At 46.3% G+C, this 14791-nt stretch carries 14 protein-coding genes; 7 read left to right on the forward strand and 7 right to left on the reverse strand.

What is annotated here, in order from left to right; genetic code table 11:
* Both TY10_RS30830 and TY10_RS20645 read left to right on the forward strand, forming a co-directional pair.
* A partial coding sequence (locus tag TY10_RS30830) for a macro domain-containing protein (protein ID WP_042167661.1) occupies window positions 1–547 on the forward strand: 547 nt, incomplete at its 5' end.
* Window positions 547–1107 carry a TIR domain-containing protein gene (locus TY10_RS20645; protein WP_042167662.1) on the forward strand — a complete coding sequence of 187 codons (561 nt, stop codon included), beginning with the start codon at window positions 547–549 and terminating at the stop codon, window positions 1105–1107. The genes TY10_RS30830 and TY10_RS20645, both read left to right, overlap by 1 nt.
* A 307-nt stretch (window positions 1108–1414) precedes the next feature.
* Here TY10_RS20645 and TY10_RS20650 read toward each other — a convergent pair whose 3' ends face one another.
* Window positions 1415–1939 (reverse strand): sulfurtransferase, encoded by a 525-nt coding sequence (locus tag TY10_RS20650; protein WP_052350672.1) that lies wholly within the window; start codon window positions 1937–1939, stop codon window positions 1415–1417.
* Between the two features lie 416 nt (window positions 1940–2355).
* Between TY10_RS20650 and TY10_RS20655 the strand changes: the two genes are divergently transcribed.
* A complete protein-coding gene (locus tag TY10_RS20655; protein WP_042167666.1) occupies window positions 2356–3789 on the forward strand; it encodes an alpha/beta hydrolase family protein in 1434 nt (477 codons plus the stop codon).
* A gap of 27 nt (window positions 3790–3816) precedes the next feature.
* On the opposite strand, the gene TY10_RS20660 is transcribed toward TY10_RS20655, so the two are convergent.
* Window positions 3817–4812 carry a MerR family transcriptional regulator gene (locus TY10_RS20660; RefSeq protein WP_155985998.1) on the reverse strand — a complete coding sequence of 332 codons (996 nt, stop codon included), beginning with the start codon at window positions 4810–4812 and terminating at the stop codon, window positions 3817–3819.
* 209 nt (window positions 4813–5021) lie between these two features.
* On the opposite strand from TY10_RS20660, the gene TY10_RS20665 reads away from it, so the two are divergent.
* On the forward strand, window positions 5022–5546 hold the full coding sequence (locus TY10_RS20665; protein WP_042167668.1) for a dihydrofolate reductase family protein: 525 nt from the start codon (window positions 5022–5024) through the stop codon (window positions 5544–5546).
* Between the two features lie 144 nt (window positions 5547–5690).
* Here TY10_RS20665 and TY10_RS20670 read toward each other — a convergent pair whose 3' ends face one another.
* Window positions 5691–7115, reverse strand: coding sequence for an MDR family MFS transporter (locus TY10_RS20670; RefSeq protein ID WP_042167827.1), 1425 nt, complete (start codon window positions 7113–7115; stop codon window positions 5691–5693).
* 164 nt (window positions 7116–7279) lie between these two features.
* On the opposite strand from TY10_RS20670, the gene TY10_RS20675 reads away from it, so the two are divergent.
* The 3 genes from TY10_RS20675 (at window position 7280) to TY10_RS20685 (ending at window position 9978) form a co-directional block, all read left to right on the forward strand.
* Entirely contained in the window at window positions 7280–7855 is a 576-nt protein-coding gene (locus TY10_RS20675) for a TetR/AcrR family transcriptional regulator (protein ID WP_042167670.1), read from the forward strand.
* A gap of 62 nt (window positions 7856–7917) precedes the next feature.
* The gene (locus tag TY10_RS20680; protein ID WP_042167672.1) at window positions 7918–8799 is read left to right on the forward strand and encodes a hypothetical protein; all 882 of its coding nucleotides are present in this window, start codon (window positions 7918–7920) and stop codon (window positions 8797–8799) included.
* Between the two features lie 90 nt (window positions 8800–8889).
* A complete protein-coding gene (locus TY10_RS20685; RefSeq protein ID WP_042167673.1) occupies window positions 8890–9978 on the forward strand; it encodes a sensor domain-containing diguanylate cyclase in 1089 nt (362 codons plus the stop codon).
* A 98-nt stretch (window positions 9979–10076) separates the two neighbouring features.
* Here the strand turns inward: TY10_RS20685 and TY10_RS20690 are convergent, their stop codons facing one another.
* From TY10_RS20690 to TY10_RS20700, 4 genes are all read right to left on the reverse strand, one after another.
* Window positions 10077–11168, reverse strand: a complete 1092-nt coding sequence (locus tag TY10_RS20690) for a glycoside hydrolase family protein (RefSeq protein ID WP_042167675.1) — start codon at window positions 11166–11168, stop codon at window positions 10077–10079.
* Between the two features lie 344 nt (window positions 11169–11512).
* A complete protein-coding gene (gene thrS / locus TY10_RS20695) occupies window positions 11513–13426 on the reverse strand; it encodes a threonine--tRNA ligase (protein WP_042167677.1) in 1914 nt (637 codons plus the stop codon).
* A 217-nt stretch (window positions 13427–13643) separates the two neighbouring features.
* Window positions 13644–13769 (reverse strand): hypothetical protein, encoded by a 126-nt coding sequence (locus TY10_RS32135; RefSeq protein WP_272945315.1) that lies wholly within the window; start codon window positions 13767–13769, stop codon window positions 13644–13646.
* A gap of 65 nt (window positions 13770–13834) precedes the next feature.
* Window positions 13835–14716, reverse strand: a complete 882-nt coding sequence (locus tag TY10_RS20700) for an alpha/beta hydrolase (RefSeq protein WP_238327835.1) — start codon at window positions 14714–14716, stop codon at window positions 13835–13837.
* Between the last annotated feature and the right edge of the window lie 75 nt (window positions 14717–14791).

Raw genomic sequence — 14791 nt, forward strand, 5'->3', positions numbered from 1 at the left:
TGGATTCAATGAATATTTCGACACAATTGTAGATAATAAAATAATATCAGAGAAAACATTAAATGGTCTTTACATAAAAGAAGAAGTAACTGATCTTACTGAATTGGACAATCAAATAGAAAAAAATGAAGAATTAAAGGAAAAGATAGTTGATAAGAATGAGGCTAGAGTGCGTGGTAAGAAAAACAAATATAAATTAGGAAGCATTGTACAGAACGGGGAATTCCTATTGACCGCTTTTTCGAGGTTCGACAACGATAATCGAGCTTTTTTATATATGAATGACTACATCAACTTCTTGCTAAATTTCTGGAATGAGATAGACATTGTCTATGCTGGAAAATCGGTTTCATTGCCTTTGATGGGTTCAGGAGTTACTAGATTTAAGGAATTTAATAATATTACAGATCAAGAACTATTAGAATTATTATTATGGTCCTTTAAGATCAGCAGAATAAAATTCACATACCCTTCCAAAGTGACAATCGTTATTCATGATTCCAGAAAAGATAAGATTAATTTCTTTAAATTGAAGGGAGTAATATAATGGCATATAGAAACGGAACATATGTGGCTTTTGACGGGAATGCAACTACAAATCCAACTGAAGGTGACATGAAGTATTATGGATTGTTACAGAATTGGAATGCTTCAAATAAATTTGAGTTAAGCTTTAGTGATAGCCATAAAAAAACCTATCAGGTGAGAGATAATAGCACAATAAAAACATTACAGTCGAGACTGTTGGATCGTATGAAAAATTCAAAAAACATGTTACTAATTATTTCGAAAGATACAAATTGGGATAGAGGAATGTTGAATTTCGAGATAGAAAAGGCTATAGAATACTACAATATTCCAATTATTGTAACTTATCCGGGATTTATGTCTATCTTACACCCGGCGTCCCACAAAAATAAATGGCCAAAAGCTCTAAATGAAAGGATTGAGAATAAAACTGCAAAATGCATACATATTCCATTTAAAGAAAAGGCTATTGCCGCAGCCGTTTCTCAATTTAGTATTCATAATAAAGAGGACGAGTTAACATTACCTTTACATTATTATAGTGAAGAGACATACAGAAAATGGGGCTATGTAGAATAGTAAATTCTTAGTAGCTCCGTCACCTCTTCCTTACTGATTTAACTTTGATTGTCTTTGTTGTTTCTTTAAGTTGTTGACTTGAATCTTTGAGTCGGGATTTCCAGCACCTCTATGATAGGGGCGTCCCGGCCTTTCACACGGGTATGAACCGAACAGAATGAATGTCCACCAACTCTGTAAATACTTACAGAGTGACTGTCAGAGCCACGGCGTTAACTGGGCGTTGACTTCGGATATAGAAAATCATCACCTGGGCGCTTAGGCCACATGGCGATGTATTCACAACTTGCATACTTTTATTCGTCTATCAGCTTCTCCTCGACCCCACCGCAACCGGATTCTCCTCATAACTAACCCAATCGCGCCAGCTGCCCACATAAAGCTTCACATCGGTATATCCGGCTTCCGTGAGCGCAAGCACATTCGGACAGGCCGTAACTCCGGCTCCGCAATAGACAATAATCTCCAGATCTAACGGAATCGACTTAAAGCGTTCACGCTGATGAGCAGCGTCAAGGAACACGCCCTCTGGAGAGCCGTCCTCCCAATAGTGATTAAGGGCGCCCGGAATATGGTCAGCTTTCAAATACTTCGACGTATCCTCGCCTGTGTAACGCCCGTGAATGCGCGAGTCAATCAGCACACGATTCTCAGCATCGATCCCAGCCTTTACTTCCTCTATTGTCGCTTGATTACTATTATTCACACGGGGAACGAACCTCTTATCCGCAGGCTGAGAAATTTCCGTTGTAACAGGAAATCCGCTCTCCTGCCAGCCCGAGAAGCCATCGGCTAACAGCTTCACCCGTTCATGCCCGGCATGCTTCAGCATCCATCATAATCTTGAAGCTATAGTTTGGCCGGATATGTAATAGCCCCCAAAAAGCATCGCCTAAGGTACGTAACCCTTCGGCGATGTATGGAGTTATTGGCCAATCTGCATCCGAATTGCGTTAGTTTATTCAGTCTATCTGTTACAAACATAATCTCTCCAATTTTTTATTTTCATTAATACATAAAGCGGAGTGTTTACAACATTAATTCTGTTGTCTGGCATCTCTAAAACTCTAATGCTATACCCGCATATCCGATGTTTCGGATCAGTTATTTTTTTGCAATAATTCAGCAGTTAAGAGAAAGTTAATAACTTAGAGGTTGAAAAGGGCTTGAATCTTCAGCTACTGGAGATTGTAAGATTTGAATTAGCTAGCAGCTAGCAGCTTACTCAAATTTGGAGGTTCAAATCTTATGAGGTCTTTGGAAATTTTATTTATTGTCATTAATATTTTACTGACGGGCTGGCTTATATTCGCTAAGAACAAGCCGCAGCGCTTTCTCCTGATCGGGTTCGGCGTTTCCGCCATCTTTATGCTGATACATGGAGTTATAGAAGGCATGCGCTTGCCGATGATTCCTGCCTATGTGTTGACGGCATTGCCTCTCATCCTTTTCATTGTCAGATCGATATCCAAGTCGGGCAAAGCTGAAGAACGTACCGCCCGGAAAGGTTCAAAGCTGAAGCTCATCGCTGTAACAGTACTGGCAGTTATTTATTCAGCAGTAACCGTAGCACTGCCGATCCTGATTCCGGTATTCACCTTCGCAAAGCCGGCAGGTCCCTATAAAATCGGCACAGTCACCTATGACTGGAAAGATAATTCACGGGATGAAATTCTTACGTCTGATCCGGATGACAAACGCGAGTTAATGGTACAAGTCTGGTATCCTGCTGATGCCAAAGCAAAAGGAAAAAAACAAGCCTATCATACTCACGTCGATGCGTTCGCTGAGGGCTATAGTAAAATGTTTAATTTCCCTAAGCTGCTGTTTACTTCTCTTGGCTATGTTAAAACGCATGCCATCGAGAATGCAGAAATCTCTAATGCAGAGCCGTCCTTCCCGGTGCTCATTTTTTCACATGGCCTGACTGGCAATAAAATGCAGAACACCTACCAACTCGAGCAATTGGTTAGCCAAGGTTATATCATAGTCGGCATCGACCACACCTATAGCAGCACCGCTTCGGTCTTCTCAGACGGTCGTGTGGCCGCTTTGCAGCTGCCAGAAATCAAAAAATTCTCTGACTTGGATAATGCAAATGCACAATGGGTAGAAGATGCCAAGTTTGTACTGGATCAAGTGGAGCAGTTGGCGGCGAATGATCCAGAGAAGCGTTTTACCGGCCGGATGGATATGAATAATGTCGGCATGTTCGGACATTCCTTCGGCGGAGCAACAAGCGTGCAAGTGTTAATGACAGATTCAAGAATTAAAGCAGCGATCAACATGGACGGCGCGTTATATGGTGATCTTCGTATTCCGGAAGAAGGGCTGAAGAAGCCGTTTCTGATGATGAGTGCAGATTCCAGTGTAGATAATATGAAGATCCCGACCGGCGACGAGCTGGATATGTCGAAGGAAATTTGGCCGCGATTTGCTCATGTAACTACGGGCGGCAACTACTGGCTGATTCTGAACAAGACGAATCACCTCAGCTTTACCGATATGGTCCTGTTCTCGCCGCTATTTCAATTGATGCAAGGAAGCAATGTTCGAGAGTCACTAGGTCTCATTAACGATTATTCGCTGGATTTCTTCGATCATTATTTAAAAAACAAGCCATCAAGGCTATTGGAGCAAAATATTGGCGAACATCCGAAGTTTACGCTGCTTAGAGACTAAAATACACCATACGAACAGCCCGAGAGCCTAGCTTTCGGGCTGTTCATTTTCTTGTTCGGCTTGCATCTTTCTCTGCAGGTTTTGAATAAACACGTTGTTTCCTTCTGCGAGCAAGTTTAACTGCGGGTTCATAATGGCACACAACCGGTTGACTCGATCAATAAGAGGCGTGCTGGTTAACTCGACATGTTCCATATAAGCATTAAGGAACTCCAGGTTATAGATCGTTTGCTCTGTATTGCTATAAATCGAAAGCGACTCTTCAATAATGGCCTGAACCTCAGGGCTGTCGGCAGACTTTTTGCTCTCCAGCGCTTGGGTCAAACGGACATAAAACTGATCCAGCTTCTTAATCCACGTATCGGCATCATAACGGGGTTGAAGCTCCTTCACAATGAACGAGAAGTCCGTGTTTTTTGTATCTTCAAGAAATTGGGGATCGTTAATAATTTCCTGCAGCTCATTCCAAGCCGCTATTTGTTGCGCCGTTGTTTTCTCTTGATTGACAATATATTTATTAAAGTAATGCAGCATCGGGCTCTGCCATTCTGCAGGAACTCCGTTGAAGAGATCGCCAGCCTCCACTCTATCGGCAATAAAACGATTTCTTTTTTCAACATTGGATGCTTTGGCTTGGACAAGGTCGTAAAGGTAACGCATGGAATCCCCTTTCCCTTGTCCCTGCTTTGCTTGCTGTAAAATCGATATCATATTGGTTAACGCGCTGGCCTGAATCGAGAGCGATTCAATCTGCCAGTCGAGTGCCTTGTCTACCGATAAGTCTCCAGAGAACAGCTGGCTAATTTCTTCGATGCTGAAATCCAGGTAACGCAGCGTTGCCGTCAATTCCAAACGCCAAATATCTTCTGCCGTATAGAGACGATGGCCTCCCTCTGTATGACTCGAGGGCTTTACTAATCCGATCTCATCATAGTAACGGATCGTTCGGATCTTAGCTCCAATCATTTTGGCTACTTTCCCAATTGGATAGGTTTCAGGCGCCATGTCGTCGTTTGAATGCAAGGAATCCGCCCCCAATATAATCGATTGCAATCTTCAGCTATTGAAGATTCAGTACAATTATACTGCGGGCTGGGGATAATTGCATAATGACTGTGGAAGGAATATGGTTGCCCTCGAATTGCCAAGGATATATATGACATAAGGTGACATATATAGATGCTATGATAAATAGGGCAACAGGAATTAATATTCAACAAGGAGATGAAGGAATGAAACGTCCGGTTACACTATACATTGCAATATCTATGGATGGATATATTGCGCGGGAAAACGGAGAGATTGATTGGCTCTATGAAATAGAAGGTGAGGGTGACAACGGCTATAGCGAATTTTATGAGACGATTGACACCGTATTAATGGGGAACAAAACATACGAGCATACCTTTGAATTAGCTGATCAATTTCCCTATCCAGATAAGACGTGCTATGTGTTCTCACGCTCCGAAAAGGCGCCGGCTCCGCATGTGACTTTTATCAACGAAGATGTAACGGGGTTTATTGAGAAGCTGAAAGAGCAGGACAGGTCCAAAATCTGGATCGTCGGTGGTGCCGAGATTCTCGACGTACTTTTGAAAAACAGCCTTGTTGATGAGTTTATCCTTACAATGATGCCAACCATTCTAGGAAAAGGCATTCCGCTGTTCAAGAAAGACAACCCGGAATTGAAGCTTTTCCTGTCCGGGACCAAACGTTACGGACAAATGATTCAACTGCATTATACAGTGAAATCCTAATGCTTCTAACCAATTGAACATTTGAGCTGATGCGTCATCTGGACGTGAGTTTGGCATCGCCACACTCACGTCTTTTTCTTATAAAGAAAGAAAAGAACTGCCCTGCTTGTTGCAGCAGGGCAGTTCAGTAGTTAGCGGAAGAGATTAACCCGCTTGTTTTTCTTTTGTGTTTTTTCTTAGAAAGACAGCTACCACTATAGCAATGATCGAAATCACGAAGCCAAGCATGAATGTGTCACTGTAGCCTGCAACAGCTGCCGTTAACTGTTCAATTTCAGTATCAGAGCTTAACTGTGCCAGATGACTACGAGAGCGCGCGGACATAGTAGCTATGAACAATGCTGAGCCTATCGCTCCGGAAACCTGCTGCAGCGTACTGAAAATAGCAGATCCATGTGCATAATATTCAGACGTTATTTGATTCAGCCCATAGGTTTGAACGGGAACCAGAACGAGTGCTACACCTAGCATTAATAGACTGTGCGTTAAAATGATTTGCAAGTTCGCCGACTCCAGTGTAAATCCGGTAAAGAGATACATCGCCATGCAGACGATCAATAAACCCGGAATAATAATAACTTTGGCGCCCAATCGATCGAATAGCTTTCCTGCAACAGGAGACATCAGTCCATTTACGACACTTCCCGGCAGCATCATGATTCCTGATTGAAATGCAGTCACTAGCAATACGCTTTGCATAAACATAGGTAATAAGGTGATTGTTGCGAACATCGACATCATAACAACAATCAATAGAATAATAGAGAGCGAGAACATGGGAAACCGGAAGGTACGCAATTCCAAAATCGGGTTAGAAATACGCAGCTGCCGGAATGCGAATAAAATCAAGGCCAAGCTGCCCATGATAATTGTCCCGTAAACTTGCGGATCTGACCATCCTTCATTTCCTGTAGCACTGAATCCATATACAATACCGCCGAAACCTAAGGTCGACAAAATAATGGACAGTACATCAACTTTAGGTTTTGTGATCGTGGTTACATTAACAAGATAGTAATAACCGACGAGGATTGAAATGATAGTAATGGGAATGGTCGTATAGAACAACCAGCGCCAATTCATTGCATCAATGATAATGCCTGAAAGTGTAGGTCCGATAGCAGGAGCAAATGTAAATATTAAAAACAGCACTCCCATAACCGAGCCCCGCTTTTCAGCCGGATAAATATTTAACAACGTATTCATTAGCAGCGGGATGATTAGTCCCGTACCAATGGCTTGAATCAACCGCCCGGCTAATAGCAGCATAAATGTAGGTGCCGTTGCAGCAACGATCGTACCTATTAGAAAGGTAATCATCGCAATAGAAAAAAGCTGTCTTGTCGTCAGCCATTGCTGAATTAGAGCCGTTATTGGAATGAGTGCGCCGACAACGAGCAGGTAAGCCGCAGTTAGCCATTGTATGGTGGTGGCGCCGACCTGAAACTCCTTCATTAGCACAGGCAGGGCATTCCCCAGCAATGTCTCGTTTAAGGTTGCCACAAATGCTCCCATCATGAGAGAAACCATAATGGGCATTCGCTTTACTTTCTGTAAATCCAAGTTCATATAAATGCCTTCCTTCCGTACAAAATTAGGTAAAGTAATGAAGCCGATTCCCATTATAAAGTTCATTTGGGCTGCAAAATATCTTCAATACACCTGCTTTGTATAGTTAGAAGACAGTATTAAATAAATGTCTGAGAAATGGGCGCAATAAAGGGGAAATAGAGATGGATCTCAGAAAACGCCGCTCCATGCAATTGTTATGGAAAGCTCTTTTTGATCTAATGACAGAAGAGAAGACGAGATTCTCAAAAATTACAGTAGATCAAATTTGCGAAAAAGCAATCATCCATCGTTCCACATTCTATAAGCACTTTGATGATAAATTTAGATTGCTGGAGTACGGGCTGAATCAACTGATGGAGCCGTATTGGAATATTCCATTAGAAAAAAGGATTTTAAAGCCTTTTTATTGGTCTAATGAATTTTTTGAAGGCTCCGAATCCCACAAGTTAGTTCGTGCGCAGCAAGGTGATGAGCTTTTCTTTGATTGCATGACTGCTTACTCCATGCGGATATTGAAAAAGGACTCACTAAAGTTTTTCCAAAATACCAAAACGACCGATATCCCCCATGACTTGTTAGCCGAATTTCATGTGTCCGCGATGGTTGCTTTAAGCGAATGGTGGCGCAAAAACCCCGATCGGGTGAGCTTAGCCCAGATGGATCAATATTTTCAGCGATTGGTGAATGAGAATGCCTGCTATAATAATTTTTTTCAATCCGCGAACTGCAGTGGATAACATTCATATGGTAAAATATAGATAAAATAGTTACAAGAATCTTCCTCGGGAGGTACTTGCCAATGAGTGATGCTGCAAAAGATCAGTCCAATCATGAGCAGCAAGAAATGCTGCCGCTGTTCTCCGCCACGGACACTGGCGTGAGAATGACTTCTCTCCAGCCAGGGCATCGCGTCGGACGCGCGAGTCCTCTGCTGCCGTGGCTGCTTGCAGCTGCGCTGCTTTGGGCACTAGCAGGCTCCGTGCCGTACGGTACCCTGCTCGGCTTGGGGCCGACACCGGAAATCAGCAAGCTCCTCGGCCATCCTGTCACAGTAGGTGCCGCCGTAGTGCTGCTGTTCGTCGCTATCGGTGTGACCGGCGGATTGTACTCGCGAGCGGATCAGCAGTTCGGACAAATCCGAGTCGCCGGCCTGTATGCGACGCTAGCGGTCGCAGGAGGTTTGTTCGCAAGTGCGGGAGTCCTTCTGCTATGGACGCTGACAAGCAATCTGTCACGCCCCTTCGACCTCGAGGCCATCGCTACATCACCAACAATTCCGCCAGAGCTCGGAGCAGTCATCGGAGCTTGCTTCGCCCTCTTAGCCGTCATCGTACTCCTGAGATTGCCCGGCTCAATCGCCCACGCCCGGCGTCGTCAGGCGGACATCCAGCGCCTCCGCATGGAAGGCTCGTCATTCATCGGAACGTTGACCGCCGTAAATTTCACTAACAGTTGGCTCTTGAATGACCCCATGTTCAAGGTCGAAGTAAGCTATACCGCTGGCGATGCTCCTCGAGTCGTCTTAGCACGCATGCGCACCAGCGCCGACCGTGTTCCCGTCATCGGCTCGCGCATACTTGTGCTGACCGATGATCGCGGAACCACCCAACTGGAGCTGGACCCGTCTAATGGAGCAGCTTTCGAGCCGGACAAGGGAAAGTACGCCGCACCGGAGGGTTAAGGCTCGGCTGACAAACTCTATTAAACGTGCTAGCATATTATCTATTGATAATAGATAAATTACGATGCATAGCATGGAGGAATTGGGAAGATGCTTGAAAACCGTCGCCTAAAAGTCATAATGGAAGTCCAACAGCAGATGCTGTTATCTAACTTTGATTTGAAGTTGTTTATGCAGACGATCTGCGACCGGATGTGCCTATTAACCGATGCCGACGGTTCTACCATAGAGATGCTGGCGGGCGACGAAATGGTTTATGCCGCTGTCAGCGGCACCTTACAGCCCCATCTCGGAATTCGAATAAAAAAGAACGGCAGCTTGTCGGGTTTGTGCGTGACAGAGAAAGAAATTATGTATTCGCCGGATACGCAGCAGGATGATCGTGTCGACAAGGCAGCGACTATGAGAGTCGGTGCACGGAGCATGGTCTGCGTCCCCCTGTTCGACTCTAACACCGCTGTCGGCGTGTTGAAAGTCATCTCCGGCCGTACCGACGCTTTCTCTAGCCGCGATATTGAAACGTTGCAATTATTATCGCTAGCCCTAGGCTCAGAATTAGGCAAACAAATCAATTACGACGATAAAATTCGTGTTCTTAACGATTATGAGCAATTATTGATTCAATTAAGAGCCGAGATCGAAAGACGCAAACAACTGGAGAGCGAGCTTATTCAATTGACAGAGCGCGACATTTTGACAGGCTTGCTGAATCGCAGAGGATTTAGCGCTCGAATTCAAGACTGGATTAATCGGGCCAGTTGCAAAGAAGGCTTATTCGGGGTATTCTACCTCGATTTGAATAAATTCAAGCAGTGCAATGATACTTACGGACATGAAGTCGGTGATCTCGTGCTTGTAGAGTTCGCGAATCGGATCAAGCAAGCCGTTGGCGAGGCCGATCTGCTCGCACGCGTAGGCGGCGATGAATTTCTCGTGGCAGCATGGCTGCAGAACGGCTGCGACGACTTGGTGCAGGTTGCTAAGCGTTTGATCGGGCAGCTAGAGTCACCGATGCTGATTAAGGAGCTTCAGCTGCCGATGACCACCAGCGTCGGCTGTTCGCTATGGCTAGAAGGCATGACGGAAGTCGATCTCATTCGCGTGGCGGACCAATCGATGTATCTCACCAAGAGCAGCGGTACTAATAGAATTGCGATTCAAGGGGAGCTGGTCGTGTGATATCTCTATACAGCTGTCCTGTTAAGATGAACACAAGGCCAGTCCATCCAATTAAAACATGAAAGGCCATCCGTAACGGATGGCCTTTACCTTATTACCTATCGAACGACTTTCCAGTCAATGCCGTTGCTCGATAGCAAAACACGCGTGTCGGCAATGCCCAGCAGCATATTTCCCGCTTGTGAGACGAACATATTATCAGTATTTCGGCTCAGCTTCGTTGTTTTCCAATTTACCTTGTCCGTGGATGTCAGCACGTTTAAGCGCATAACACCGGAGGCATACCAATACTGAGTGAAAATCATATACTGCTTGCCAACCTTATACATCGGTGAGCGGTAATCGTTCGTGGGGAATAGATCAGGACGGCTCGACATCGTGAACGTAATGCCGTTGGTTGATTTCAACGTATTCCCGTATGAATCGAATAAGATGATCGTTCCATTCGCAACCGGCTGTTCTTCCTCATAGTAGTAAATAGGAATCGGTTTGTTATTGACATACATCGAATCATAGAAAAAGCCTTTTTTAACTGCACCGGATTGCATGGTCCATTCACGCAGATCGTTAGAAGTAAATACAATCAGCTCGGCCCAATTTCCATTCTTTAATTTGAACTGGTTGCGGGCCAGCTTCTGACCTTTGTCCTGCGGGGACAATTGATACCCTGCACCATAGGCCGTGTAACGAATCCCATTCCAGGTCAGAAATTCAATGCCGAACGGAATGGAGCCGGCCTGCGTCCAGGTTATACCGTCCGTAGACGTAAACACAGGTGTACGTTCATTAAGCATCTGCTTGCCTAGCAGAATATAGCTGCCCTTCAAATATTGCAGATTGCCAATCGTGATCGGTCCACCGCTCTTGGCTTCAAGATTCATCTTCGTCCACTCGTCACCGCCATTGCTTGATACATAAATCCGAATCACCGAGTACTGCTGATCGACATGCATCGTAGACAGATAGAACTTCCCTTTTAAATAGCGCACCGCATACATGCCGGACGACGGGAGGGAGCGGGACACCCAAGTCTTCCCATAGTCATGCGTAATATTGAGAAATTTGTTTGTCACAATAAGAATGGTGCCCTTCTCATCCGCTGCCGTAGATATAATACTGTCGCCCGTGGCACGCTTGAAAGCGATGGGGAATACCACCTTCGAGGACGAATTGTCCGTGGAGGATGCCATAGCTGTATGACCGTATTCTGCTAATCCTGAATAGGGTAATAATAGCAACAAACATACAATAAGAATGGTTTTTTGCAATGACTTTATCATAGTTTGACCAGTCAACTACTGTATTCTATTTTACCAATTGATTTATAGTAACATAATTTCTAAAAAAATAATCTAAAAAAAATCCCACAATCTTGAAATGCTGTGTGTCATCTAGCGACCTTTTTCATGCCTATTTCAAACATTAGACTGATGTATTGCTTCCTAAGAAAACAGAAAAAGGGACTGGAATTATTACCAGACCCTTTTCAAATACCCGTTAAATTGCAATACGTAACCTGAAACCTATTTCTCCATCACAGCTTCGCCGCAATCTCCTCCAGAACCCGCTTCACGAACTCCCCGGCCGGCTGCTGTCCCAGATCGCCTTCCTCCCGCTTCCTGACCGATACCATTCCTGAGCTCTGCTCCGCTTCGCCAAGCACAAGCATATACGGCACCTTCTCCAGCTGAGCTTCGCGGATTTTGTAGCCCAGCTTCTCCGTCCGCATATCGATCTCGACGCGTATGCCTGCCTCAAGCAGCTCCTGCTTCACCTTGAGAGTATAATCATTATAACGGTCGGAGACCGGCAGCAGCTTCACATGAACAGGCGCCAGCCAGAGCGGAAATGCCCCGCTGTAATGCTCCGTCAATATGCCCATGAACCGGTCGATCGAGCCGAAAATAGCGCGGTGGATAACGACCGGCCGGTGCTTCTGGCTATCCTCCCCAATATAGGAGAGATCGAATTTCTCCGGCATCTGAAAATCAAGCTGAATCGTGCCGCACTGCCAGCTCCGCTTTAGTGCATCCAAGATGTGAAAATCGATTTTGGGGCCATAGAATGCGCCATCCCCTTCATTTAACACATAGTCGATCCCACGCTTATCAAGCACATTTTGCAGGGAGACTTCCGCTTGATCCCATAATTCCGGAGAGCCCATGAAGTCAGCAGGCCGTGTCGACAGCTCCAGTCTGTAGGCGAAGCCAAACACCTCATACATCTCTTCGATTAGAGCGATAACTCCGTTAATTTCCGCTTCAATCTGATCGGGGCGGAAGAATAAATGAGCATCATCCTGGCAGAATGTCCGCACCCGCATCATCCCGTTCAGAGCACCGGAATATTCATGGCGGTGCACTTGACCGAACTCCGATACACGAATCGGCAGCTCGCGGTACGAATGCAGGCTGTTTTTATAAATAAGCATATGTCCCGGACAGTTCATCGGCTTGAGCGCAAACGTCGTCTCATCGACCTTCGTAAAATACATATTGTCCTTGTAGTGATCCCAATGTCCTGACTGCTCCCACATCCGATTGTTCATCATCAGCGGCGAGCGCACCTCAACATAGCCCCGTTTATTTTGCAGCCGGCGGGAGAAGTCCTCCAGCTCCGTCCGGATCGTCATCCCTTTCGGCAAGTAGAACGGCATGCCCGGCGCCTCTTCGGAAAACATAAACAGCGCAAGCTCCGCTCCGAGCTTCCGGTGATCCCGCTTCTTCGCTTCCTCCAGCGCATGGAGATGTTCTTCCAGCTGCGCCTCCTTCGGAAATGCCGTGCCGTAGATCCGCTGCAGCATTTTGTTATTGGAATCGCCCCGCCAGTATGCCCCTGCTACACTAAGCAGCTTGAAAGCCCGGATTCTCCCAGTGGACGGAAGATGCGGTCCCCGGCACAAATCGCTAAACTCCCCTTGCTCGTATATCGTGAGCACGGCGTCAGCCGGCAAATCGCGGATCAACTCCAGCTTGAGCGGGTCCTCTAACTCTCCGAAAAAGGCCAGCGCCTCCTCCCGGCTCACTACCCGGCACCGGATCGGCAAATCCTCCTTCGCCATGACCCGCATTTCCGCCTCAATAGCGGCTAGATCCTCTACAGATAACGGTCTTTCCATGTCGATGTCATAATAGAAACCGTCTTCGATGACCGGGCCTATTCCCAGCTTTACCGCCTTTTGCCCATAGATCCGCTTAATCGCTTGCGCCATCAAATGAGCTGTGCTGTGGCGATAAATATCTAGACCTTCCTTACTGTCCAGCGTAATAATCTCGATGCTGCTGTCCGCTTCAATCCGCCTGTCGAGGTCAACCGGAACACCGTTTATTTTGCCAGCTACGGCCCTCTTCCCTAATCCCGGGCTTATCGACTCCGCCACTTTGGCGATGGTCGTCCCAAGGACATACTCCTTTATTTTACCGTCCGCTAACGTAATCTGGATTCCCACGATAAAAAACCTCCCTGGATTTTTTGTGAACGCAAAAAAAACGCCTCTCTTCCCACAAAGGGACGAGTGCGTTCAGCTCGTGGTTCCACCCTCATTCGATTTGCCCGGGCCATCTGAACATACAGTCAGCTTGACGCGCAGCAAATCCTTCGGTATCCGGTAACGGGGATAAAGCGGTGACGATTACTGCCGGGCGTACGAATCCGCAGGTTCACCATCACGGCTGCAAAGGGGTAATGACCATCCGGTCGCAGTAGAGGCTCTCAGCTTTCACCCCTCTCTCTGTACAGCCCTTGACGGAAATCATGTCTTTGGTCTTCGCCTGATCTATAATGTCACCCATTATAGCCGCGCTCTCCCGCTCAAGTCAATTGCCATTTATATCGGGTTAAAATCAACCAACCAGCGCTAGTCTCTGGAAGCTTCGTACAGCCTTTGTGCCAGCAGCGCCGGCTGAGTACGGAAGAAGGTCATATGATCACCGTGTGATTTAATTAAGCGGAACATCCCGAGGCGGCTCGACATATGGGGGTGCCAGCCATAGCCTTCTCCCTGCGGCAGCACATTGTCCTCCGTCAAATACAGGTAGCTTCGCGGGATTTGCAGACGGTAAAACTCCTTTAGATCCAGCCTTTCAAACGCAGGCTTAGCAGGCTCAGGCCGAATTTCACTATATAGCTGCCGGGCAAGGGCGAGATCGGCCAAATTAACAAAGTTGTCCCGGAACAACGGAAAAGGCAGCATAATCGTATCGTCCTCCGACATCTCCCTCAACTGCGTGAATCCTTCTTGGGCCGGCATAGGGAACTGGTCCACAACCGACTCTCCATCCGCCAGAACAAACCCATTCATAAATACAAGCCGTTTGATACGATCCGGCACCAGTTCAGCTACCTTCTGAATAACCGATCCGCCAAAGCTATGGCTTACGAGAATAATATCGCGTAAACTGTGGCCAATAATAAAATCTGCTACCGCACTCGAAATCATCGCATGCGTCACATTGGTATTCGGATCACTTCCATGTCCCGGGTATTCCGGCGCATAGACAGTATGCCCTTGTCTGCGAAGCTCGGCGGCTACGCCATTCCAAAAACTGGCGTCTGCCCATGATCCATGTACAAGAACAAACGTCAGCGGCTGCACAGCTTCACGCGGCATCATCGGATAATAGCCGTGAACGCCGGGCTGCACATGCCCAAATGGCCGGGACCCTGACTGGCCGTTCATATATCCCTCTCCTCTGCCAGCAACAGTTCCATAAGGCTGATTCATTACGTATCCATCCATGTGGATTTTCCTCTCTCCTATTTATTAGCCTATTTTATGATTCGGATCGGCAATCGGTTCACACCCATACCCCTT

This window comes from Paenibacillus gorillae, from assembly GCF_000513275.1.
GTDB classification, from domain to species: Bacteria; Bacillota; Bacilli; order Paenibacillales; family Paenibacillaceae; genus Pristimantibacillus; species Pristimantibacillus gorillae.

Bases quoted from the DNA above. Each gene is read 5' to 3' on its own strand.
- TY10_RS20645 (WP_042167662.1), top strand. From the start codon at position 547: ATGGCATATAGAAACGGAACATATGTGGCTTTTGACGGGAATGCAACT.
- TY10_RS20650 (WP_052350672.1), bottom strand. From the start codon at position 1,939: ATGCTGAAGCATGCCGGGCATGAACGGGTGAAGCTGTTAGCCGATGGC.
- TY10_RS20655 (WP_042167666.1), top strand. From the start codon at position 2,356: ATGAGGTCTTTGGAAATTTTATTTATTGTCATTAATATTTTACTGACG.
- TY10_RS20665 (WP_042167668.1), top strand. From the start codon at position 5,022: ATGAAACGTCCGGTTACACTATACATTGCAATATCTATGGATGGATAT.
- TY10_RS20670 (WP_042167827.1), bottom strand. From the start codon at position 7,115: ATGAACTTGGATTTACAGAAAGTAAAGCGAATGCCCATTATGGTTTCT.
- TY10_RS20675 (WP_042167670.1), top strand. From the start codon at position 7,280: ATGGATCTCAGAAAACGCCGCTCCATGCAATTGTTATGGAAAGCTCTT.
- TY10_RS20680 (WP_042167672.1), top strand. From the start codon at position 7,918: ATGAGTGATGCTGCAAAAGATCAGTCCAATCATGAGCAGCAAGAAATG.
- TY10_RS20685 (WP_042167673.1), top strand. From the start codon at position 8,890: ATGCTTGAAAACCGTCGCCTAAAAGTCATAATGGAAGTCCAACAGCAG.
- TY10_RS20690 (WP_042167675.1), bottom strand. From the start codon at position 11,168: ATGGCATCCTCCACGGACAATTCGTCCTCGAAGGTGGTATTCCCCATC.
- TY10_RS32135 (WP_272945315.1), bottom strand. From the start codon at position 13,769: ATGGGTGACATTATAGATCAGGCGAAGACCAAAGACATGATTTCCGTC.
- TY10_RS20700 (WP_238327835.1), bottom strand. From the start codon at position 14,716: ATGGATGGATACGTAATGAATCAGCCTTATGGAACTGTTGCTGGCAGA.